This is a genomic window from Halorussus gelatinilyticus (genome assembly GCF_023238445.1).
GTDB lineage: Archaea > Halobacteriota > Halobacteria > Halobacteriales > Haladaptataceae > Halorussus > Halorussus gelatinilyticus.
Window position 1 is genome coordinate 898,182 of sequence record NZ_CP096658.1, and the last position, 19,202, is coordinate 917,383.

A 19,202-nucleotide genomic window follows, 5' to 3' on the forward strand; every position below is an offset into this window, starting at 1 on the left:
ACAGCATGGACGACACACCACACAGCGACGCGACCGCAGACGGCCGGGAGGTACCCCCTGCAGAGCGCCACGCGGCCCGCTCGGCGCTCTACAGCGCCGCGGCCGGGGTCTTCTGCTACCCCGACGACGACCTCGTCGCGGACCTGACCCACGAGGGGACCGCCGAGGGACTGCGCGAGGCCGGGCGGAAACTCGACCTCGAAGCGGAGGTCGAGACCCTCGTCGGCGCGCTCGGCGAGACGACCCGCGACGACCTCGAATCGGCGTACAACGACCTGTTCGGCCTGCCGGGTGCCGACGGGAGCTACCCCGTGGTCCCCTACGAAGCCGAGTACACGGTCGGCGACGAGGTGGGCCGCCAACAGCGCCGCATCGCGACCGTCGTGGGACTCCTCGAAGCGTTCGGCGTCGAACCCGCCGACCGGTTCGACGAGCGCCAAGACCACGTCGTCGTGGAACTCGAACTGGTGCAGGTGCTGGCGGCGCGGCGAGCGGTCGCCCGCGAGGAGGGCGACGACGACACCGCGGCCAACCTCGAACGCGCCGAGGCGATGGTACTCGAGGAACACCTCGGGGACTTCGTGCCCGCGTTCGCCCACGAGGTCCGTGAGTCCACGCCCGACCCGAGCGAGGTCCTCGGAGCCGACGAAGACGACGCCGACCGGCGCGAGGCGGCCGCCGCGGTCTACCGCGCGGCCGCCGACCTCGCGGAGAGCGTCGTCACCCGCGACGTGGCGACCCACCCCGAACCCGACGTGGACTTCGACGCCGCCTCGGAGGTGAAGAGCCGTGCTTGACGAGGACGCCGCGCGGCGCGCGACGATAGTCACCGTGGTCGTCGTGGTCGCGCTCGTCGCCGCCCAGTCCGCGGTCACGGCCGCGGTCACGGGCGGGAGCCAACCCGCGATGGCCGTCGAGTCGGTGCCGAGCGACCCCGCCGCCGCGACGTGGCAGGACGCGCCGACCCGGACCGTCTCGCTGTCGAAACAGCAGATGGCCCCGCCGTTCGGCGGCGGGAGTACCGACGAGGTGGACGTCCAGACGGTCCACAACGAGACCCACACCGCGTTCCGGTTGACGTGGCAGGACCCGACCCGCGACGCGAACATCCGCGCGCCGGAGAACTACAGCGACGCCGCCGCGGTGATGCTCCGGACCGGCGACAAGCCGCCCATCACGATGGGCGCGGCCGGGAAGCCCGTGGACATCTGGTACTGGCGCGCGAGCTGGCAGTTCGAGAACCGGTCGGCGTTCGGCCAGATGTACACCTACCCGCACCCGAACAACGAGACGATGCCGGGGCGGGCCGCCGGAAACCCGCTCTCGAAGCCCCAGTACGAGCAGTTCGCGCAGAACTACTACGCGAAGGGGTACGGCTCGCTGAGCCACGCGCCCCGCCAGAACGTCCACGCGACCGCCGAGTACGAGGACGGCCAGTGGTCGGTCGTCTTCACCCGGAAGCACGACACCAAAGGCGAGTTCGACGCGTCGTTCTCCGGGTCCGAGCCGGTGTATCTGGCGTTCGCAGTCTGGAACGGGAGCGCCGACGAGGTGAACGGCCAGAAGTCCATCACGCTCCAGTTCACCAAGCTCGACACCCAGAAGTGGGCGATGAGCGACGCCAGCACCGGCGGGAGCGACTCGGGGAGCGGCCAGTCGGCCGGCGGGTCGTCCGGGACGAGTTCCGGGCAGTCGAGCGGGCCGTGGATAGTTCACTCGGTGAGCAACTGGGTCGTCGGTCTCGTGGCGACGACCCTGCTGACGTGGACGGTCGTCTACTGGAGGTCCAGAGAATGAGCAACGAGTACAAGAACCGGAGCGCCCGCGCTCGCTCGCCACTTCGCGGTAGCGAAGCGACCGAGGAGGACGGAGCGGACGGCGAGGGCGACGACGAGGCCTCGCTCCGGAGTCTGCTCGACTCGCCCTGCGAGTACGAGCGCCGGGACGCCGCGCTCGCGCTCGTGGACGAGGCCGAGTCGGAGGGCCTCGACGCGGAGACCGCGCGGGCGCTGGCGGACCGACTCGCCGTGGACGACAGCGCGGACGTGCGCCAGTTCGCGGTCGAGGCGCTCGGCGTCGCGGGTCCCGGTACGCCCGCGGACGTCGAGACCGCGGTCCGGGGCGCGCTCGACGACGGCGACGAGTGGGTCCGCGCGGAGGCCGTGGTCGCGCTCTCGCGGGTCGCACCCGACGCCGACCCCATCGCCGACGCGCTCGACGACGACAGCGGGTGGGTCCGCCGGAACGCGGTCATCGCGCTCGGCAAGACCGAGCGGGCGACCTTCGAGGACCTGACCGACCGCATCAAGAACGACGCCCATCCCGCGGTCCGGGAGTACGCCGCGCGCTACCTCGGCGAGTGCGCCGAGCGCGACGACTCGTACGAGGCGGACGCGGTCCGCCTGCTGGCGGCGGTGCTGGCCCGCGACCCCGAGGCGTTCGTCCGGGCGAAGGCCGCCGAGGCGCTCGGGGGGCTCGCCACCGACCGGGCCGAGCAGGCGCTCGAAACCCACGGCATCACCGACCGGAGCGACGACGTGAAGCGAACCGCCAAGCGCGCGCTGGCGTCGGCCCGCGGCGTGGACCCCGACCAACTGGACGTGGAGATAGACGACGGACCGCCCGGCGGCGGGCCGCAGACGCCCGGCGAGACGCCGGGCGGACCGGGGCCGGGTGGCGGTCCCGGCGGTGGACCGAATAGCGGTCCCGGAAGCGGACCGAACGGCGGGACGGGCCGACCGGGACCCGGTAGCGGCCCCGAAGGAGGACCGAGCGGTGGCCCCGGACGACGGCCGCCCGAACCGGGAGAGACGCCCGGAAGAAGCCCCGAAGACGCGAACGAGAGGTGAACTACGATGTCCAAGACCGACCCCGAGAGCGGAGGCACAGAGAACGAATCGGTGGGAGTGTCCATCCCCGACGACCACGTCGGCGCGTTCGTCGCCGAGGTGTTCGAGGACGTGGAGCGCGACACGACGTGGGAGCAGGTCGTCTCGGCGCTGGTCGCCGAGGAAGCCCGCGAGGAGTGGAACGAGTTGTCTGCGCGCGAGCAGATCGCCGCGGTCCTCTCGACCGCGGCGGACTACGACGAGCGCGCGGCCGACCGCCTCGCCGGAATTCCGACCGACCGGGGCAAGCCCACGCCCGAAATCCGCGAGGAGTACGACGAGGCGATGCGGTGTCGCCGGAACGCCGACCAGTTCCGCGACGGCGTGGCCGCGGCCTACGCCGAGGGCGTGGTCGGCGACGACGAACTGGTCGCCGCGGTCGAGGAGGGCGAGTTCGACGCGGGCGTCGTCGCCGAGCGCGAGGACGAACTCGACCGGGTGGCCAACGCCTTCGACTTCGACTACCGGCCCTACGGCGGGACGCTGATGCACGACGAGGACGGCGAATCGGACGAGGAGAACCCGCTGGAAGACTTCGAGGCGTGGTAACATGAGCGACACCGAGACGCCGGACGGCGAGGTTTCGGACGAAGCGACTCCGAACGAGGCGATTCCGGACAGCGAGGTTTCGGCGCGGGTCGAGGACGCGATAGCGAGCGTCGAGGACCCCGACTTCGGCGCGAGCGTGCTGGACGCCGGACTCGTGACCGACGTGGCCGTCGCCGACGGCGCGGCGACGATTACGGTGGACCTCGCGGGCGCGGACCCCGAGGCCGCCGAGGACGTGACCGAGGCGATGCGACGCGAGGCGTTCGAGGTGCCGGGCGTCGAGACGGTTCGAGTCGAGGGCGAGACGCCCGACTCCGGCGGGGTGCGCGGTGGCGGAGCGCATGGTGGCGGCGCACGCGGCGACGCGGCGGGGTCCGGTGGAGCAGGGTCCGGCGCGGCGGGGTCGCACGACCACGGCGGCGCACACGACGCCGGCGCGCACGGTGGCGGTGGCGGCCTCGCGCTCCCCGAAATCGACCACGTAATCGCGGTCGGGAGCGCGAAAGGCGGCGTCGGCAAGACCACCGTGGCGACCCACCTCGCTCGCGCGCTGGCCGACGAGTACGACGTGGGGTTGTTCGACGCGGACATCCACGGCCCGAACGTGCCCGAGATGGTCGGCGTCGAGGGGCCGGTCGAGGCCACCGACGACGGGCGGGCCGCTCCCGCCGACGCGGACGGGATGCAGGTGATGAGCGTCGGCCTGGTAGCCGACGACGCGCCGCTGGCGTGGCGGGGCGCGATGGCCCACGACGCGCTGACCGAACTGCTCGAAGACACCGCGTGGACCGACCGGGACGTGCTGGTCGTGGACCTGCCGCCGGGGACCGGCGACGTGGTGTTGACGATGCTGCAGGAGGTGCCGGTCGCGGGGTCGGTGCTGGTGACGACGCCGTTCCCGACCAGCCTCTCCGACACGGGGCGGAGCGCCGCGCTGCTGGAGGAGAACGGCGTCCCGGTCGTCGGCGCGGCGGTGAACATGCGCGGGTTCACCTGCGAGAACTGCGGGCACGACCACGACCTCTACGGCGGCGGCGAGAGCGGTCCCGAGGAGGAACTCGGCGTGGAGGTGCTGGCCGAACTTCCCTTCGACCGCGGGTTGCAGAACCCCGGCGAACCCGGCGAGGGCGAGCGTTCGGACGCCGAGCGACCCGACGCCGCGACTCCCGACCCCGTCGCCGACCTCGCGCAGTCGGTCGGCGAGTTCGTGGAGAGCGACGACTCCGGGCCGGTCTCGGTGCCCGACTCGGCGCTCGACGTGCGGGGACTCCCGCCGCGCATCCGCCACGAGCAAGTCGGCGAGGAGTTCGCGGCGTTGGCCCCCGGCGAGGAGTTCTACGTCGTGAACGACCACGACCCATCGCCGCTGGCCCAGATGCTCGCCGGGGAGTTCGCCGAGGAGTCGGCCGACGAGGCGTTCGAGACCTGCGAGGTCCACCGCCGCGCGCCGGACGAGTGGGTGCTGGAACTCCAGCGAGCGGTCTGAGAGTGTCGAGCAGAAGAGAACCTCGCCGCGTCGTCCGCTCCTACGAGGCCGTCGAAGCGCCGCGACCCACGCTGGGTTTCTGCCAGTAGTAGAGGGCCACGTTGAGCAGGACGCCGAGCGCGAGCAGGCCCCAGTTGAACCACGTGGCGTTGTACCAGACGAGGTCGATGCCGATGGACTGCTGGTAGAGGGGCCAGAACGGTTCGATGGCCTCGGCGATGTCCGGGGCCGAGAGCATGTCCGCGAAGATGTGCGAGAGGCCCGCGACCCAGACCATCACGAATCCGAGCGAGAGCGCGTTACGCTCGGCCGCGTCCGAGAACCAGTCGGAGTCGTCCAGTGCTTCCTTCAGTATCCAGCCGACGAGCGGGCCGAGTATCGCGGCGAGGATGCTCACGACCAGTACGGTGTGGAAGACGCCGTGGTGCTTGACGGTCGGGAACCAGTTCGAGAGGACGAGGTCCACGTCCGGCAACATCCCGAACCAGAAGCCGACCGCGACGAACGTCGCGGCGGTCTTGCGCCGGTCGATGACGAACCACGCCGGTGCGAGCCATACGAGCGCCATACCGAGGTGGCCGGCTACGTCTACCATACCGGATTTTCAATACGTACGCCAAAACACTTGACGGCAGATTCGGGCGGAGCGAGCGTCGGCTCGGGGGATGCGGCTCGTCTTCCGGTGTGGCCGCGGGCGGTGAGAGCAGTGAAACTCGCGCTTTCGCTCGGTCCGCACCGCCTCGGACGAGCGATAGCCGACCGTCAGGGACGGCACCGACCCGTAAACGGACCCTACGCACCGACAAGACCGCCCTACGCCGACGGAACTGGCGTTCTGTCAGCACATACTAAAACGCTCGGAGTTCCAAGCGCGGACCATGCCCCCGGTAGACGACGACGGCCCGTCGGTCCTGATTCCGACGGGCGTCGCGCCATACAGTTACCCCTGCCTGCGGTCGCTGAGTCGGCGAGGCGTCCGCACCGTCGCGGCCTCGGAGCGCGACCACGTGCCGGTGTTCTCCTCGCGGTTCTGCGACGAGACGGCGCGACTCCCCTCGCCCGACGACGACCTGCTGGCGTACAAAGACGCGCTACTCGACCTCGCGGCGCGCGAGGACGTGCGGGCCGTGATTCCGATTCGGGAGTACGACGCATACCTGCTGTCGCGCTATCGCGACGAGTTCGCCGAACGCGCGGCGGTCGAGGTGCCGAGCATCGAAACGCTAGAGCGAGTCCACGACCGCGTGAAACTCGCCGAGGCCGCCGAGACCGCGGGCGCGCCGGTGCCCGAGACCCGGCCGCTCGACGCCGTCGAGGACTGGTCGGGCGACCACATCGTCAAGTCGCGGTACAACCTGCTGGCCGACCGGTACGTCGATACCCACGCGCCCGACGAGTGCGAGGAAGTCAACCACGTCACGCACGCCCGACCCGACGAGGAACCCGACCGCGAGGAGTTGGTCGCGGAGATGAACCACGTCCCCATCGTCCAGGAGTTCGTGCCGTCGAGCGACGAGTACATGTTCGCGGCGCTGTACGACGAGGGCGACCCGGTCGCCACGTTCCAGCACCGCCAGATTCGGGGCAACTCCTACACCGGCGGCGGCGGGGTGTACCGCGAGTCGATGTACGACCCGGAACTCGAACGGGTCGCCCGCGACCTGCTGGGCGAACTCGACTGGCACGGGCTGGCCTGCATCGAGTACATGGAACACGCCGAGACCGGCGAGTACTACCTCACCGAAATCAACCCCCGGATGTGGCAGTCGCTCCCCTCGACGGTGCGGGCGGGCGCGGACTTCCCGCTGTACTACTGGCTCCAGTCGCGCGACCGCACCGACGAAATCGACCCGGACTTCGAGCTGGGCGTCGGGAGCCACCTGCTGTACGGCGAACTCGGCTACCTCGCCAGCGTCCTCAGCGACGAGTCGCCGTACGTCGAGCGCCCCGGACTCGGCGAGACCGCGTTGGAAATCGGCGAGTCGATGGTCCGCCAACCTCGCTTCGACTTCCTGCGGCTGGACGACCCCCGGCCGTTCGTGAGCGGGGTCTTGCAGACGCTCTCGAAGAGCGACTGAGTCGGGATTCGAGGACGGTGGAGAGAGTCCGTGGACGAACGACTCGTTACGCCTCGAACCCGTCCTCGAACCGAAACGTCCCGTCGCGCTGGACGACTTCGCCGTCCACTTCGAGGCGCGAGTCCTCGCTCACGTCCACCAGCAGGTCGAGGTGGCGGGCGCTTTCGTTGAACTCGCGGTCGTCGGGCACGCACTCCTCCATGGCGGCCCCGAGCGCCACGTGGACGGTGTCGCCCATCTTCTCGTCGAACAGCGTCGTGTGGGTGAGGCGGTCGATGCCGCGGTTCATCCCGATGCCGAGTTCGCCGACGCGCCGGGACCCCTCGTCGGTCTCCACGACGCTCCACAGGGCCGCCTCGTTCCGTCGGGCCTCGCACGCGACGACCTCGCCGTCCTCGAATTCGAGTCGAGCCCCGCGGACCTCGCGGCCGTTCTCGCGGAACGGCACGTCCACGAACAGCGTCCCCTCGACGCTGTCCACGACCGGCGACGTGGCGACTTCGCCGCCGGGCATGTTCTTACGCCCGTAGTCGTTCAGCGAATCCATGCCATCGACCGAGAGGCGGAGGTCGGTCTCGTCGCCGGAGACGAGCCGGACCGCCGACGCCGAGTCGAGAATCTCGGCCATCCGGGCCTGAAACTCCCGCTGGGCGTCCCAATCTCTGTTCACCGCGTCGTAGACGAACTCCTCGTACGCGTCGGTGCTCATCTCGGCGGCCTGCGCGTCGGCGGGCGTCGGATGCCGGGTTATCACCCACCGCGTGTCGAGGCGCTCTTCGAGAATCGGTTGCTTCGCGCGTCCGGCGGCCGCTCGCTTCTCGGGGGCCACGTCGCTGTTCTCCGCCGTGTTCGCGGACCCGACGACCATGATGACCACGTCGGTCTCGGCCATCGCCGCGAGGTCGTGGTCCTTCGTCCGGTAGTCTTCGGCGGCCATCGTGCGGTGATACGCCCGACTCGCCCGCTTGTTCAGCCACTCGGTCGTCGGCCGCGCGCCGCGCTCCCCGAGTTTCTCGTAGAGCGCGACGACTAACTCCTCGGCCGGCTCGGTCGCTCTGACGAGAACGTCGTCTTCGGGACCGACATCGGTACAGTGGTCTACCAGAATCTCCGCGTGTCTCTCGACGCGTTCGTCCATGTCCACGACCACTCGGAGACGCGACAAAAGCGCGCGCCAAGCTCGGTGAAAGTGAACGTGAAACGGGGGCGCTCGCTACGGCGTCATCTCGTCGATCAGCTCGACGATTTCGGCGCGCACGTCGTCGCTCACCCCGCGGTGGGGCTTGCGCGGGTGGCCCGCATCGACGCCGCGTTCGGCCATCGCCGCCTTCGCGCCCGGTACCCCGTACTCGGAGGTCACGGCGCGGTTGAGTTCGACCAACTCGGCGTTGAGCTGCCGGGCCGACTCGTCCTCGCCGGCCTGATGGAGTTTGAAAATCTCGCTGGCGCGCTCGGGTGCGACGTTCGCCAGCCCGAGGATGCCGCCGTCGCCGCCCGAGGCGAGCGCGTGGGCGTAGACGCTCCCGCTCCCGACGAGGAGGTCGAACTCCTCGTCGGCGGTCAGGCGGCGCTCGCGCTGGAACCGCTCGATGTCGCCGCTGGAGTCCTTCATTCCCGCGATATTGTCGTGGGCGGCGAGTCGCCCGACGACCTCGGGGTCGAGCGCGACGCCCGTGTAGACCGGCACGCTGTAGAGGTAGACCGGAATCGGACTCTCGTCGGCCACCTCCCGATAGTAGGCCTCCAGTTCCTCGTCGTCGTACCCGTAGTAGAACGGCGTCACGACCAGCGCGGCGTCCGCGCCCGCCTCGTCCGCGAGTTCGGTCTGGCGGAGCGTCTCCTTCAGTCCGGGGTGGCCGGTGCCCGCGACGATGGGCAGGTCGGTCTCGTCGGCGACCACTTCGACCACGCGAGCGCGCTCCTCGATACCCATCAGTTCGGCCTCGCTGTTCGACCCGCAGGGGACCACGAAGTCCACCCCGCCGTCATCGACCCACCGGGTCACTTCGCGCAGTCGCTCCTCGTCGAGTTCGCCGTCCGCGTCGAAGGGCGTAATCAGCGGCACGCCGGTTCCGTGCATACCTCCCGAATCGGTCCGACCGCCCTTGAAGGTAGGCCCCTCGGCAACCGAACGCGCCGTCGCTCGCGGGGTCTGACCGGTCGAACCGACCGACGAGTTCGCAGGAGGGCGGCCCGACGAACCCCGTCTCGTCTGGCGTCCGTCTGACGTACTTTTAAGTTGGTGCCGTTCTCAGCCCCGATTGGGCGCGCATTGACGGCCTCTCTCCCCCATCCTCCCACACCGCGCGCCCGGCACACCACCACTCTCCCCACCCTCTCCCACTCCTCATTCGGCGCGGGACGCCGTTTTCGTACCGAACCACCCGGTTCGAGTCGGGAAATCGACCGTCACACCCGAGTAATCACTGCTTACGGGCAGGTCAGACCGGACCTGTGCCGCGAGGAGTTCGGAGGAGCTGGTACCTACGGCTCCCGCAGACGCCACATAACAAAGTCCGAATCCGCCCAAGAAGTGGATGCGCCCGACGGCTCGGGCGCGAAGCGTGCAGCAGTCTCCCGGTCGGCGTCCCGACGGGGCCGGAGGCTCTGGCGGCGAGTTGGCCTCTCGCCACAGTGTCACCAACCCTCCCACGAAAGTTCTCGTCTCGGGTCGCCCACCACTGACCCCGCGCTACCCACTGCCCTCCTCCGAACTTTTTCGGGAGCTTGTACCGACCGCGAGACGCGTCAGAGCGACGGGCGCGTCGCGCCGACGCCGCAGGTCCGTCAGTCGGCGGTCTCTGCGGCGTCGCCTTGTAACTGCTCGCGGACCGCCGAGACCGCGGTCCGGTCGGCGATGACGGCGAGCCGGTCCCCGCCCTCGATGGTCGCGTTCGGGAGCGGAATCGTCATGCGCTCGTGGCCGTGACCGTGGGCGTAGATGCGCGCGTCCTCGGGGACCTCGACCGCGCTGACCTGCTGGCCGACGACCGGCGAGTCTTCGGGCACGACGACGGTGGTCAACTGCAACTCCGCGGTCAGGTCGGCGATGACGTTGAAGTTGCCGCCCAGGAGCGCCGTCTTCGCTCCGGCCGCGCCCAGTCGCTCGGGGTAGACCACCTCGTCCACGTCGTCGGCGAACTTGTGGTAGATGTCCTCGCGGTAGTCCTCGTCGATGCGCAGGACCGTCCGACAGCCGTAGTGCTTGCCGATCATGCACGCCGCGAAGTTGACGTTGAGGTCGCCGGTCAGTCCGCCGATGGCGTCGGCGGTGCCGAGGTCGGTCTGTTCGAGAATCTCCTCGCTGGCTCCGTCTCCTTCCACGACCATGAACTCCTCGTCGCGGGCGCGGTCGGCCTTGTCGGCGTCGTTCTCCACGAGCGTCACCTCGTGGCCCTCTTCCTGAAGGATTCGGGCGGTTCGGAGTCCGACCCGTCCTGAACCAACGATAACAAATCGCATGGAAGTCCCTACTCCGAGTAGGAACAAAAGGGTTCGCGTCGGACGAGAGTCGGGGGTGCGCACCCGCCGAAGAATCGGCGTCGTCAGTGCGAGACGTCGAAGTCCAACAGGTCGGAGACCGCTCGTCGGACCGCATCGACCCCGGAGAGCGGTTTCGTGAGGTAGCGGTCGCAGTCGAGGTCCGAACCGTCGGTCGGTTCCTCGGCCGACACTATCGCTACGCGGCAGTCGTAACCGCTGGCTCGAATCTCTTCGAGCAGTCGGTCGCCGGACGTGTCCGGCAGCCGGCGGTCGAGCAGGACCACGTCTACGTCCTCGTGGAGGGACTCGCGGGCCTCGCGGGCGGTGTACGCCGTCAGCGTCTCGTACTCGTCGTGGAGCGCTTGTGCGAACCCGTCGGCGAGCGGGCGATTATCGTCCACTATCAGCACGGTCGGCGTCTCGGGCATGGGGAGATCGGGCATAGTGAGTTCAGACGGCACCGTAATGACCTACCCCTTCTTGGAGACCAAGCTATAACGGTTGGGTGGTCCGTTGCACACGGTTGCAGTCCGTTGCACGCCCGAATCCCCCGAAACTCGAAGTCGAACGGCTTATAGTTCTGTCACGGCGAGGGGAAGTAGATGGTCCGCGACCCCTTCGGAGACGGCGAGACCCCGGAACTCCAGCCGGTCCTCGACGCGCTGGACGACCCGGACTGCCGTCGGATCGTCCGCCAACTCGACGAACCCATGACTGCCAGCGAAATCTCGTCCCAGTGCGACATCCCGACCTCGACCACGTATCGGAAGCTCGAACGACTCACCGACGCCTCGATACTCTCGGAGACGACCGCAATCCGAACCGACGGTCACCACACCTCCGAGTACACCTTGGCCTTCGAGGAGGTCACGGTCTTCTTGGACGACGAGCGCCAGTTCGAGGTGTCCATCACTCGCCCGACGCAGTCGGCCGAGGAACAGCTCGCGGGCCTCTGGGCAGAGGTCCGCAAGGAAACCTGAGATGGTCCACGTCACGTCCACAATCGTCGCGCTCAAGACCGTCACGCTGGTACTCGGCGGTCTCATCACCTACTTCGCGTTCAAGGCCTACCGACGAACCGGCTCGGGGCCGCTCAAGGCGTTGGCGCTCGGGTTCGGGACGGTCACGCTCGGGTCGCTGCTCGCGGGGGTCTTGGACCGCGTGTTGGCCACCGCCGGAACCGCGGCGCTCGCCGTCGAGAGCGCGCTCACCGCGGTCGGGTTCGCCATCATCCTCTACTCGCTGTACGCCGACTAAGTCACCAGAAGGAGTCGCGGAGTCGCTCGGGGAGCCGCCGTCTCACCCGTCGCTCACCCGAGGACGTAGCGCAGTTTGGGGTACTTCTCGACCAGCCACTCGCCGCCGGTCTCGTACTTCTCCACGATGGCGTCCAACCCGAGGAGGCGGCCCGCGCCGAACGCCGCCACCGCGAGGAACACCATCATGTAGGCGAGGTCGCCGTTGACGAACCCGTGGGCGACCTCCCAGTTGCCGAAGTAGAACAGCAACATCATGAGCGCGCCGAAGAACGCCGCGAGGCGGGTCAGCACGCCCACCAGTAGGCCGAGACCGATGAGGAACTCGCCCCACGGGACCGCGAGGTTGACGAACTCCACGAACCACGGGGTCTGGCCCATCCAGTGGAACAGGCCCGACAGCGGGCTGGCGGCCGTGACGTTGGTCAGGTAGCCCGCGGCGTCGAACGGTTCGGAGGCGGTGAGTTTGCTCCACCCCGAGTGGAGGAAGGCGTACCCCATCATCAACCGGAGCGCGACGACGAACCACGCGCTCAGGCTGTGGGCCTTCCCGCGGACGGTGACGCCCGCGAGGTCACTCTCGAAGACGTTGGCTTCCGTGCCGAGTCGGGACGTGTCGGTGGCCATAGCGAATCACTCCTACGGGAGTACCTTGGCCCGCCGGAAGGGTATAAACGGGTACCGATTCCCAAAGGCTGAAAATCGGCTCCCCAGCCCCCGAGGTTGCGTTTCGGCGGCGCGGCCGCGGGCACGGATTCCGCGGCTCGTTCGCGGACCGAGCCGCCGACCGTCCGACAACTGTCGGCCGACCGCCAGCAGACCGCCCGAGATTTTCATCGCGTGAGAACAACGGCCCTACTATATACCCTCCGGCGACAGAGTATCGAACGTAATGTACGATACGGTGTTGCTTCCGACCGACGGGAGCGAAGCAATGGAGACGGTGGTCGAACACGCCCGCGACATCGCCGAGCGGCGCGGCGCGGACGTTCACGTCCTCTACGTCGTGGACGACCGGGCGTTCCTGACGCTCGACGACGACCGGATTCCGGAAGTAACCGACGGTCTGCAGGCGGAAGGCGAGCGCGCGACCGACGCCGTCGCGTCCGACTTCGACGCCGCGGCGGTGTCGGTCTCGACCGAGATTCGAGAGGGCAACCCGGCCGACGAGATTCTGGCGGTCGCCGACGAGCGCGACGCCGACCTCGTGGTCATGGGTTCGCACGGCTCGGACCCGACGCGCAACATGCTCGGTAGCGTCTCCCAGAAGGTCGTCACTCTCTCGTCGGTCCCCGTGTTGACCGTGGACATCGCCGACGCCGACTCCTCCGCCGGCGACAACTGAGCGGCGACAACTGAGCCCCGACACCTCCCGAACCCCTCCCGACCATGACCGACGTCACGTCCCCGAACGCCGACGACTGCGCGCCGACCGACGACCCGCCCTCCGACCGCCCCGCCGACCTCCGGGCGGTCGTGGAAGAACGCGACGACCGACCCGACGAGTGTACCCTCTACCCGCCGGACGCCGACGACGAAGCGCTCGTCGCGGAGTGGATAACCGCCGAGGAAGGCTCGTTCGTGGACCTCGACGAGATGCGGTGAGCCGGCGGCGAACGCGACAGCAAGATTATTATTCCTCCGTCTCGCGCCAGATGGCCGTCAGGACGACCTCCTCGTCGGTCACGGTCTCGTACTCGTATCCCCTGTCGGTCAGTTTCGGATAGAGGTGTTGCGGTGCCCGGTCGTTGGCCTGCACGAGGACCGTCTCGTCGTCCGCCTCGGCCAGTCGCTCCAGCGTCTCGGTCAGCGGCTCGGGCGGTCCGAGGCTCCGCACGTCCAACTCCTCGCGCGGCCGGTCGGCCGGGGCGTCGGTGCGCTCGACTCCGCGCTCGGTGAACTGCGCCTGCATACTAGCGACGACGCGGCCCATCGTCACGGGCGTTGTCCCGAATACGTTCGGAGCCGGGACCGGTGTCCCCGCCAGGATACCCGAACGTGTTCGGCAGGACTTATCCGGGCGGTGGGCGAGAAGGAGTAGATAGAGAGATGCCAACGGCGAAACTACACATTTCGCTCCCCGAGAGCGTCTGGATTTCGGAGGTATCGACGGCCCACCCCGACGCGGAGTTTCGCGTCCTCGCGGCCTTCCCCGCCGAGGAGACCGGCGTCGGCCTGCTCGAAATCTCGGCCGACGACCTGCCGGCGGTCGTGGCCGCGATGGACGACCGCGAGGACATCACCCGACTCGACCTCCAGCAGGCGTCCGAAGAGTCCGCGCTGGTGGAGTTCGAGACGACCGAACCGCTCCTGCTGTTCTCGGTCCAGGAGTCGGGCCTCCCGCTGGAACTGCCGTTCACCATCGTCGACGGACAGGCCGAGGTGGAACTGACCGCCTCGCGCGACCGCCTGTCGGCGTTCACGACCCAACTGCAGGCCTTCGGGATGGACTTCGACGTGGAGTACGTCCGCGAGATGGTCAACTCCGAGAGCCTGCTGACCCAACGCCAGCGCGAACTCCTCCACACCGCGGTCGAGGAGGGCTACTACGACACCCCGCGGGAGTGCTCGCTGACCGAACTCGCCGAGGAGGCGGGCGTGGCGAAATCGACCGCGAGCGAGACGCTCCACCGCGTCGAGGAGAAAATCGTCAAGGAGTACGTGGGCGAGTAGGAAGGCGGACCGATGCGTCTCAGGCGACGACCGCCGACTGCTCCGCTTCTCCCGAACTCGACTCCTCGGACTCGGCCAGCGCCTCCGCCGTCTGCTTCGCCTCCCGAACCCGGCCGGGAAGCCCGGCGCGAGCGGTGTAGTTCGTGCAGAGCCGAATTCCCTCGGGCATCGAAATCCGGTCTAGCGCGGCCCAACTCCGGTCGTAGGCGGGCATCCCCCGGCGAAGCCGATGCACCGAGAGGTCGCGCGCTTCGTAGCCGGTAATCTCCTCGAACTCCGCGGCCGCCAGCGACCCCAACGCCTCGTCGCTCCGCTCGACTAGTTCGGGGTTCCGCGACCCGCCGAGATAGCAGGTGTAGACGCCGTCGCGGTCGAGCAGGCTGTCGTTCCACGTCGCGCCGAGCGTCCGGAACTCCTCGTCGTACTGGACCTGATAGCCCGCGCCGGTCAGGTCCGTCTCGGCGTGGAGGTGGACGACGGCTTGGGGGTTGTAGTGCAACTCGCGGAGCGCGGCGGCCGAGTCGGGCGCGAGGTCCCCGAGCAGGTCGGCGGTCACGTCCGCCGGCGTGGTCACGACGAGTCGGTCCACCGCGGTCGCCCCGTCGTCGGTCTCCAGCGCGAACCCGTCTCCCTCGCGTCGAATCTCCCGAACCGGCGTCCCGAGGCGGACGCCTTCGTCGTGGGCCGCGGCGAGCGCCTCGGGGAGTCGCTGGAGACCGGCGTCGAACGAGACGATGGGCGGGGCTTCGCGGCCGTCGAGGACCTTCCGCGCGACGGCGGTCAGGACGCTCCGCTCGACGCCCGCCTTCTCCAGCGCCTTCGACAGCGAGTACTCGACGGGCATCTCGTCGGGGTGAGAGCCGTAGAGACCGCCGTAGAGCGGCCCGAAGTAGTAGCGCGCGACCTCCGGGCCGAACTTCCGGGTCAGGAACGCCTCGACGCTCTCGCCGTCGCGCGCCGGCCCGGTCAGCGGTTCCAACAGCGCCCGGAACTTCCCGCGCCACGAGAGCAGGTCGGTCGTCACCGCCTCTCGGGGCGACTGGGGCACCAGTCGGAGTCTCCCGTCGCGGTAGACGTACAGCGGCGGGTCCGCGGCCCGGCGCAGTTCCGACTCCAGTCCGAGCGATTCGACCAGTTCCCGAATGGCTGGCGTGAGGCGCGTTCGCTGGGGCCCGAAATCGAGTACCTTCCCCTCGACCTCCGCGCTCCGGACGACGCCGCCGGGTTCGTCGTCGGCCTCGAAGACGACGCTCTCGACGCCCGACTCCCGGAGGTAGTGGTGTGTCGCCAGTCCCGTGATGCCGCCGCCGACGATGCCGACGCTCATGTTCGACAGTCGGGACGCCACGGCGTTGGGCCTCTCCCCGAAGACGTTCGGTTCGGTTCAATTCGGTCCAGTTCGCTTCGGTCTGGTTCGGTCCGATTCGATTCGCTTCGACTCGACTCGTGCGAGAAGCGCGCCGCGCTACTCCGTCAGCAGGCCGAGCGCGGTCTCGGAGTCCACCTCGCCGTCGGCCAGTTTCGACGCCCACTGCTCGACCATCGCGTCGGTGAGTCGCGCCGCGAGGCGTTCCAACACCCGTCGCTCGTCACGCGAGAGGTCGCCCCGCTCGTCCAATCGCCGGAGCGCGGTGTCGAGTTCCCGGCGGCGGACGCGCCGACCGCGAGCGCGGACCCGCTCGGCGGCGGCCGACGCTCCGGCGTCGCCGCCCCGTCCGGCGTCGAAGTCTCCCAATCGCTCGGCGTCGGCTTCCGGTCCGGGGTCCGCGGTCGTCGCCGACTCCGAGTCGAGTCTTCCGAGTTCGGTCACGTGGCGAGGTTACACCGCGCGCTCCGAAGCGACTGCGCCGAACGTGTTCGGCCCAACGTCTACCGACGAGGGGAGAGAATCGCCGGACGTGAACGAGTCACTGCCGGACGTCGAGACCGACGACCCGACGGGCGTCGTCCTCGCGGGCGGCTACTCCCGGCGGTTCGGCGACCGCGACAAGGCGCTGGCCCGACTCGGCGGGCGACCGCTCCTCGCGCGCGTCGTCGGCCGCCTCGGAGACGTCGCCGACCGCGTGGTGGTCAGCTGCCGGAGCGACCAGCGCGCGGCGTTCGACGACGCGCTGGCGGTGGACGACGGGGTTTCGGTCACCGTCGAGTTCGTCGCCGACCCGGTGCCCGACAGGGGACCCCTCTACGGTTTCCGTGCCGCGCTCGGCGCGGTCGAGACCGAGACCTGCGCGCTGACGGCCTGCGACGCGCCGTTCCTCGACCCCCGACTGGTCGCGGATCTCGCCGCGCGACTCGAATCCACCGCGAACGCCCCGGACGCTCCGGACGCGGCCGCGGTGCTGGCCGACGAGCGCCTCGTCCCGACGCAGGCGGTCTACCGGACCGGCCCGGCGAGAGCCGCCGCCGAGGAACTGCTCGACGCCGGCGTGACCCGACTCTCGGCGCTTCTCGACCGCCTCGACGCGCTGGCGGTCCCGGCCGAGGAGGTCGCCGGGGACGCCGAGCGGAGCCTGTTCGACGTGGACACGCCCGCCGATCGCGAGGCGGCGGTCCGGATGCTCCGGGAACTCGCGGAAGCCGAGGCGAGCGATGCGGGCCGGCGGGAGACGTCGGTACCGCGATGACCCGCGTCGTCGCGCTCGGCACCTTCGACCTGCTCCATCCGGGCCACGTCCACTACCTGCGGGAGGCCGCCCGAGCGGGCGACGAACTCCACGTCGTCGTGGCGAACGGCGAGCGACTGGACCACAAGGACCCGGTACTGCCGGACAACCAGCGCGTCCGGACGGTCGAGGCCCTCGACCCGGTGACGGCGGCCCACCCCGGCGACCCCGACGACGTCTCGGCACCCGTCCGCCGCATCGACCCGGACGTGCTGGTGTTGGGCGGCGACCAGCACCACGACGAGGCGGAAGTCGCCGCGATGCTCGAAGAGTGGGGCGTCGAGTGTGCGGTCCGGCGCGCGTCGCTGGCCGAGGCCGAGGGCGACGCGGTGTACTCGTCGAGCGCCATCGTGGAACGGATTCTGGAGGAACGCGAGAAACGGGTCGTCGGTCCGTAAAAACGGGTCGTAGCTGGCTACCCGACTCGCGGCTCTTCTTCGGCGTTGAGCGCGACCGCCGAGACGCGCTCGACGCGCTTGACCAGTCGCTCGCCGGGCACGCCGTCGGCGACGAGTCGGGGAAGTCCGACTTCGCCGTCGTCGCGGTCACCGCGGCGCTCGAAGGCCACGATGCCGCCGAGCGCGGGGCGAATCGGCACGTCGGCCGCGAAGTCGGCCGACTCGACACGGAGGTGAGTGGTATCGCCGGAGAAGTCCGCCGCGTCCGCGAGCGCGGCCACGGGGACCCCCGTCCACTCGTCGGTCGCGCGGACGCCCGACGCGCACTCGACCGTGCAGGTCAGGTTCGCTCGCGGGAGGTCTATTCCGGGCGAGACGATGACCGTCTCGCGGCCCACGACTTCGATTCGCGGGCGCTCGCGGTCCGCGAGCGCCCGCCGATTCTCGTCGTTCACTTCGGTCGATTCGACGCTCGATGAGTGCATGGCGTTACGTGGAGTTCACTGCGTGGTCGGCGTCCGAGTGAACGTCGGCCCGCGAGTCCGCGTCCGGCCCGTCCGCCCGTGGGTCGTCGTCCCACGGGAGCGGGCCGTCGTAGCCGTCCGGGACGAACGAACAGAGCGGGTCGCTTTCGAAGGGGTCGCCGGTCGTCGCGTAGGCCCGCGAGCGACTGCCGCCGCAGACGTTCCGGTAGGGACAGGCCCCGCACTTGCCCTTCAGGGCGTCCCCGTCGCGCAGGTCCTCGAAGAGGTCGGCGTTCCGGTAGATGTCGGTGACGCTCCGGTCGCGGACGTTGCCCGCCGACTCGGGCAGGAACCCGGAGGGGTACATCTCACCGACGTGGCTCACGAAGGCGAAGCCGTCGCCCGCGGTGATGCCCATCTGGCGGTCGGGGGTGGCCTCGGTCTGCTGGACCGCGACCCGACGGTAGTGCGGTGCCTCGGTCGTCTTCAGGCCGAAGGGCCACTCCTCGCGGCGCTCGACCAGCCACTCCATCACGCGCTCGGCGCGCTCCGGCGCGAGGGAGTCGAGCGCCGCGCCCCGGCCGACCGGCACGAGGAAGAAGACGCTCCAGAGGACCGCCCCGAGGTCCGCCACGAGGTCGGCGACGTCGGGCAGGTCCGCGACGGTCTGGCGACAGACGGTGGTGTTTATCTGGAGCGGAAGCCCCTCGTTGGCGGCGGCCTGCGCCGCGGCCATCGTCTCCTCGAAACTCCCCTCCTCGCCGCGGAAGGCGTCGTGGCGCTCGGCGCTCGCGCCGTCCACGCTCAGGGCCATCCGGCGCAGGCCCGCGTCCGCGAGGTCCGAGACGGCCGCGGGAGTCAGCGAGGCGGTCCCGCTCGGCGTCATCGTCACGTTCAGGCCGATTTCCGTGCCGTACTCCACGAGGTCCACGGCGTCGTCGCGCTTCAGCGGGTCGCCGCCCGAGAACACGACCAGTTGGTTCTCGCCGAACTCGGCGGTCTCGTCGAGGAGCGTCTTCGCCTCCGCGGTCGTGAGTTCGTCGGGGTGACGGTCGGGTTGGGCGTCGGCCCGGCAGTGTTCGCAGGTCAGGTCGCAGGCCTGCGTCAACTCCCAGATGAGGACGAACGGTCGCTCGTCCGTGTCCACGCGTCGCGGCGGTCCGCCCGAGCGGTCCGGTTTCGCCGCGCCGTCGGGCCTGCCGGCGCTGTCGGACTCGACGGAGGGAGGCGGGCCGCCCGAACGATTCGGTGGTCTCGGCATGGA

24 protein-coding genes are annotated in these 19,202 nt (G+C 69.7%); 13 read left to right on the plus strand and 11 right to left on the minus strand.

Annotated features, from left to right (window positions below):
- Window positions 1-5 precede the first annotated feature (5 nt).
- Genes M0R88_RS04690 through M0R88_RS04710 form a run of 5 tightly spaced genes read left to right on the plus strand, consistent with a single transcriptional unit; the run spans window position 6 to window position 4,923 of the window.
- On the plus strand, window positions 6-797 hold the full coding sequence (locus M0R88_RS04690) for a TorD/DmsD family molecular chaperone (RefSeq protein WP_248655803.1): 792 nt from the start codon (window positions 6-8) through the stop codon (window positions 795-797).
- The gene (locus tag M0R88_RS04695) at window positions 790-1,797 is read left to right on the plus strand and encodes an ethylbenzene dehydrogenase-related protein (RefSeq protein ID WP_248655804.1); all 1,008 of its coding nucleotides are present in this window, start codon (window positions 790-792) and stop codon (window positions 1,795-1,797) included. Before M0R88_RS04690 ends, M0R88_RS04695 begins: the two co-directional genes overlap by 8 nt.
- Window positions 1,794-2,849 carry a HEAT repeat domain-containing protein gene (locus tag M0R88_RS04700; protein WP_248655805.1) on the plus strand — a complete coding sequence of 352 codons (1,056 nt, stop codon included), beginning with the start codon at window positions 1,794-1,796 and terminating at the stop codon, window positions 2,847-2,849. Before M0R88_RS04695 ends, M0R88_RS04700 begins: the two co-directional genes overlap by 4 nt.
- A gap of 6 nt (window positions 2,850-2,855) precedes the next feature.
- Window positions 2,856-3,437: a hypothetical protein gene (locus tag M0R88_RS04705; protein WP_248655806.1), complete on the plus strand. Its 582-nt coding sequence runs from the start codon at window positions 2,856-2,858 to the stop codon at window positions 3,435-3,437.
- 1 nt (window position 3,438) lies between these two features.
- Entirely contained in the window at window positions 3,439-4,923 is a 1,485-nt protein-coding gene (locus tag M0R88_RS04710) for a P-loop NTPase (RefSeq protein ID WP_248655807.1), read from the plus strand.
- A gap of 40 nt (window positions 4,924-4,963) precedes the next feature.
- On the opposite strand, the gene M0R88_RS04715 is transcribed toward M0R88_RS04710, so the two are convergent.
- Window positions 4,964-5,518, minus strand: a complete 555-nt coding sequence (locus M0R88_RS04715) for a metal-dependent hydrolase (RefSeq protein ID WP_248655808.1) — start codon at window positions 5,516-5,518, stop codon at window positions 4,964-4,966.
- Window positions 5,519-5,801: 283 nt separating this feature from the next.
- Between M0R88_RS04715 and M0R88_RS04720 the strand changes: the two genes are divergently transcribed.
- The gene (locus M0R88_RS04720) at window positions 5,802-7,001 is read left to right on the plus strand and encodes a carboxylate--amine ligase (RefSeq protein ID WP_248655809.1); all 1,200 of its coding nucleotides are present in this window, start codon (window positions 5,802-5,804) and stop codon (window positions 6,999-7,001) included.
- A 46-nt stretch (window positions 7,002-7,047) separates the two neighbouring features.
- Here M0R88_RS04720 and M0R88_RS04725 read toward each other — a convergent pair whose 3' ends face one another.
- From M0R88_RS04725 to M0R88_RS04740, 4 genes are all read right to left on the minus strand, one after another.
- Window positions 7,048-8,139, minus strand: a complete 1,092-nt coding sequence (locus M0R88_RS04725) for an aminopeptidase (RefSeq protein ID WP_248655810.1) — start codon at window positions 8,137-8,139, stop codon at window positions 7,048-7,050.
- Between the two features lie 75 nt (window positions 8,140-8,214).
- The gene (locus M0R88_RS04730) at window positions 8,215-9,081 is read right to left on the minus strand and encodes a dihydrodipicolinate synthase family protein (RefSeq protein WP_248655811.1); all 867 of its coding nucleotides are present in this window, start codon (window positions 9,079-9,081) and stop codon (window positions 8,215-8,217) included.
- Window positions 9,082-9,788: 707 nt separating this feature from the next.
- Window positions 9,789-10,463: a potassium channel family protein gene (locus M0R88_RS04735; protein WP_248655812.1), complete on the minus strand. Its 675-nt coding sequence runs from the start codon at window positions 10,461-10,463 to the stop codon at window positions 9,789-9,791.
- Between the two features lie 83 nt (window positions 10,464-10,546).
- Window positions 10,547-10,927 (minus strand): response regulator, encoded by a 381-nt coding sequence (locus tag M0R88_RS04740; RefSeq protein WP_248655813.1) that lies wholly within the window; start codon window positions 10,925-10,927, stop codon window positions 10,547-10,549.
- Window positions 10,928-11,086: 159 nt separating this feature from the next.
- Here M0R88_RS04740 and M0R88_RS04745 point away from each other — a divergent pair, with 159 nt between their 5' ends.
- Together M0R88_RS04745 and M0R88_RS04750 are read left to right on the plus strand one after the other, a co-directional pair.
- Window positions 11,087-11,464: a winged helix-turn-helix domain-containing protein gene (locus tag M0R88_RS04745; RefSeq protein WP_248655814.1), complete on the plus strand. Its 378-nt coding sequence runs from the start codon at window positions 11,087-11,089 to the stop codon at window positions 11,462-11,464.
- A 1-nt stretch (window position 11,465) separates the two neighbouring features.
- On the plus strand, window positions 11,466-11,741 hold the full coding sequence (locus M0R88_RS04750) for a DUF7521 family protein (RefSeq protein WP_248655815.1): 276 nt from the start codon (window positions 11,466-11,468) through the stop codon (window positions 11,739-11,741).
- Window positions 11,742-11,794: 53 nt separating this feature from the next.
- Here M0R88_RS04750 and M0R88_RS04755 read toward each other — a convergent pair whose 3' ends face one another.
- Complete coding sequence (locus M0R88_RS04755) at window positions 11,795-12,367, minus strand: DoxX family protein (RefSeq protein ID WP_248655816.1); 573 nt, start codon at window positions 12,365-12,367, stop codon at window positions 11,795-11,797.
- Window positions 12,368-12,632: 265 nt separating this feature from the next.
- On the opposite strand from M0R88_RS04755, the gene M0R88_RS04760 reads away from it, so the two are divergent.
- Window positions 12,633-13,085, plus strand: coding sequence for a universal stress protein (locus tag M0R88_RS04760; protein ID WP_248655817.1), 453 nt, complete (start codon window positions 12,633-12,635; stop codon window positions 13,083-13,085).
- Between the two features lie 44 nt (window positions 13,086-13,129).
- A complete protein-coding gene (locus tag M0R88_RS04765; protein ID WP_248655818.1) occupies window positions 13,130-13,345 on the plus strand; it encodes a DUF7511 domain-containing protein in 216 nt (71 codons plus the stop codon).
- A gap of 28 nt (window positions 13,346-13,373) precedes the next feature.
- Here M0R88_RS04765 and M0R88_RS04770 read toward each other — a convergent pair whose 3' ends face one another.
- Window positions 13,374-13,652 (minus strand): DUF2249 domain-containing protein, encoded by a 279-nt coding sequence (locus M0R88_RS04770; protein ID WP_248655819.1) that lies wholly within the window; start codon window positions 13,650-13,652, stop codon window positions 13,374-13,376.
- A gap of 137 nt (window positions 13,653-13,789) precedes the next feature.
- Here M0R88_RS04770 and M0R88_RS04775 point away from each other — a divergent pair, with 137 nt between their 5' ends.
- Window positions 13,790-14,413: a helix-turn-helix domain-containing protein gene (locus M0R88_RS04775; protein ID WP_248655820.1), complete on the plus strand. Its 624-nt coding sequence runs from the start codon at window positions 13,790-13,792 to the stop codon at window positions 14,411-14,413.
- Between the two features lie 19 nt (window positions 14,414-14,432).
- Here M0R88_RS04775 and hemG read toward each other — a convergent pair whose 3' ends face one another.
- Together hemG and M0R88_RS04785 are read right to left on the minus strand one after the other, a co-directional pair.
- On the minus strand, window positions 14,433-15,740 hold the full coding sequence (gene hemG / locus M0R88_RS04780) for a protoporphyrinogen oxidase (protein WP_248655821.1): 1,308 nt from the start codon (window positions 15,738-15,740) through the stop codon (window positions 14,433-14,435).
- A gap of 138 nt (window positions 15,741-15,878) precedes the next feature.
- Entirely contained in the window at window positions 15,879-16,223 is a 345-nt protein-coding gene (locus M0R88_RS04785) for a glutamyl-tRNA reductase (protein WP_248655822.1), read from the minus strand.
- Between the two features lie 88 nt (window positions 16,224-16,311).
- On the opposite strand from M0R88_RS04785, the gene mobA reads away from it, so the two are divergent.
- The gene (mobA, locus tag M0R88_RS04790) at window positions 16,312-17,037 is read left to right on the plus strand and encodes a molybdenum cofactor guanylyltransferase (protein WP_248655823.1); all 726 of its coding nucleotides are present in this window, start codon (window positions 16,312-16,314) and stop codon (window positions 17,035-17,037) included.
- The gene (locus M0R88_RS04795; protein ID WP_248655824.1) at window positions 17,034-17,474 is read left to right on the plus strand and encodes an FAD synthase family protein; all 441 of its coding nucleotides are present in this window, start codon (window positions 17,034-17,036) and stop codon (window positions 17,472-17,474) included. Before mobA ends, M0R88_RS04795 begins: the two co-directional genes overlap by 4 nt.
- Window positions 17,475-17,491: 17 nt before the next feature.
- On the opposite strand, the gene M0R88_RS04800 is transcribed toward M0R88_RS04795, so the two are convergent.
- Together M0R88_RS04800 and M0R88_RS04805 are read right to left on the minus strand one after the other, a co-directional pair.
- A complete protein-coding gene (locus M0R88_RS04800) occupies window positions 17,492-17,959 on the minus strand; it encodes a molybdopterin-dependent oxidoreductase (protein ID WP_248655825.1) in 468 nt (155 codons plus the stop codon).
- Window positions 17,960-17,963: 4 nt separating this feature from the next.
- A complete protein-coding gene (locus M0R88_RS04805; RefSeq protein WP_248655826.1) occupies window positions 17,964-19,199 on the minus strand; it encodes a radical SAM protein in 1,236 nt (411 codons plus the stop codon).
- Window positions 19,200-19,202 lie beyond the last annotated feature (3 nt).

What these genes read in the sequence shown, in the direction of transcription:
- M0R88_RS04690 (WP_248655803.1), top strand. Translation starts at nt 6, where the DNA reads ATGGACGACACACCACACAGCGACGCGACCGCAGACGGCCGGGAGGTA.
- M0R88_RS04700 (WP_248655805.1), top strand. Translation starts at nt 1,794, where the DNA reads ATGAGCAACGAGTACAAGAACCGGAGCGCCCGCGCTCGCTCGCCACTT.
- M0R88_RS04705 (WP_248655806.1), top strand. Translation starts at nt 2,856, where the DNA reads ATGTCCAAGACCGACCCCGAGAGCGGAGGCACAGAGAACGAATCGGTG.
- M0R88_RS04710 (WP_248655807.1), top strand. Translation starts at nt 3,439, where the DNA reads ATGAGCGACACCGAGACGCCGGACGGCGAGGTTTCGGACGAAGCGACT.
- M0R88_RS04715 (WP_248655808.1), bottom strand. Translation starts at nt 5,518, where the DNA reads ATGGTAGACGTAGCCGGCCACCTCGGTATGGCGCTCGTATGGCTCGCA.
- M0R88_RS04720 (WP_248655809.1), top strand. Translation starts at nt 5,802, where the DNA reads ATGCCCCCGGTAGACGACGACGGCCCGTCGGTCCTGATTCCGACGGGC.
- M0R88_RS04725 (WP_248655810.1), bottom strand. Translation starts at nt 8,139, where the DNA reads ATGGACGAACGCGTCGAGAGACACGCGGAGATTCTGGTAGACCACTGT.
- M0R88_RS04730 (WP_248655811.1), bottom strand. Translation starts at nt 9,081, where the DNA reads ATGCACGGAACCGGCGTGCCGCTGATTACGCCCTTCGACGCGGACGGC.
- M0R88_RS04735 (WP_248655812.1), bottom strand. Translation starts at nt 10,463, where the DNA reads ATGCGATTTGTTATCGTTGGTTCAGGACGGGTCGGACTCCGAACCGCC.
- M0R88_RS04740 (WP_248655813.1), bottom strand. Translation starts at nt 10,927, where the DNA reads ATGCCCGATCTCCCCATGCCCGAGACGCCGACCGTGCTGATAGTGGAC.
- M0R88_RS04745 (WP_248655814.1), top strand. Translation starts at nt 11,087, where the DNA reads ATGGTCCGCGACCCCTTCGGAGACGGCGAGACCCCGGAACTCCAGCCG.
- M0R88_RS04750 (WP_248655815.1), top strand. Translation starts at nt 11,466, where the DNA reads ATGGTCCACGTCACGTCCACAATCGTCGCGCTCAAGACCGTCACGCTG.
- M0R88_RS04755 (WP_248655816.1), bottom strand. Translation starts at nt 12,367, where the DNA reads ATGGCCACCGACACGTCCCGACTCGGCACGGAAGCCAACGTCTTCGAG.
- M0R88_RS04760 (WP_248655817.1), top strand. Translation starts at nt 12,633, where the DNA reads ATGTACGATACGGTGTTGCTTCCGACCGACGGGAGCGAAGCAATGGAG.
- M0R88_RS04765 (WP_248655818.1), top strand. Translation starts at nt 13,130, where the DNA reads ATGACCGACGTCACGTCCCCGAACGCCGACGACTGCGCGCCGACCGAC.
- M0R88_RS04770 (WP_248655819.1), bottom strand. Translation starts at nt 13,652, where the DNA reads ATGCAGGCGCAGTTCACCGAGCGCGGAGTCGAGCGCACCGACGCCCCG.
- M0R88_RS04775 (WP_248655820.1), top strand. Translation starts at nt 13,790, where the DNA reads ATGCCAACGGCGAAACTACACATTTCGCTCCCCGAGAGCGTCTGGATT.
- hemG (WP_248655821.1), bottom strand. Translation starts at nt 15,740, where the DNA reads ATGAGCGTCGGCATCGTCGGCGGCGGCATCACGGGACTGGCGACACAC.
- M0R88_RS04795 (WP_248655824.1), top strand. Translation starts at nt 17,034, where the DNA reads ATGACCCGCGTCGTCGCGCTCGGCACCTTCGACCTGCTCCATCCGGGC.
- M0R88_RS04800 (WP_248655825.1), bottom strand. Translation starts at nt 17,959, where the DNA reads ATGCACTCATCGAGCGTCGAATCGACCGAAGTGAACGACGAGAATCGG.
- M0R88_RS04805 (WP_248655826.1), bottom strand. Translation starts at nt 19,199, where the DNA reads ATGCCGAGACCACCGAATCGTTCGGGCGGCCCGCCTCCCTCCGTCGAG.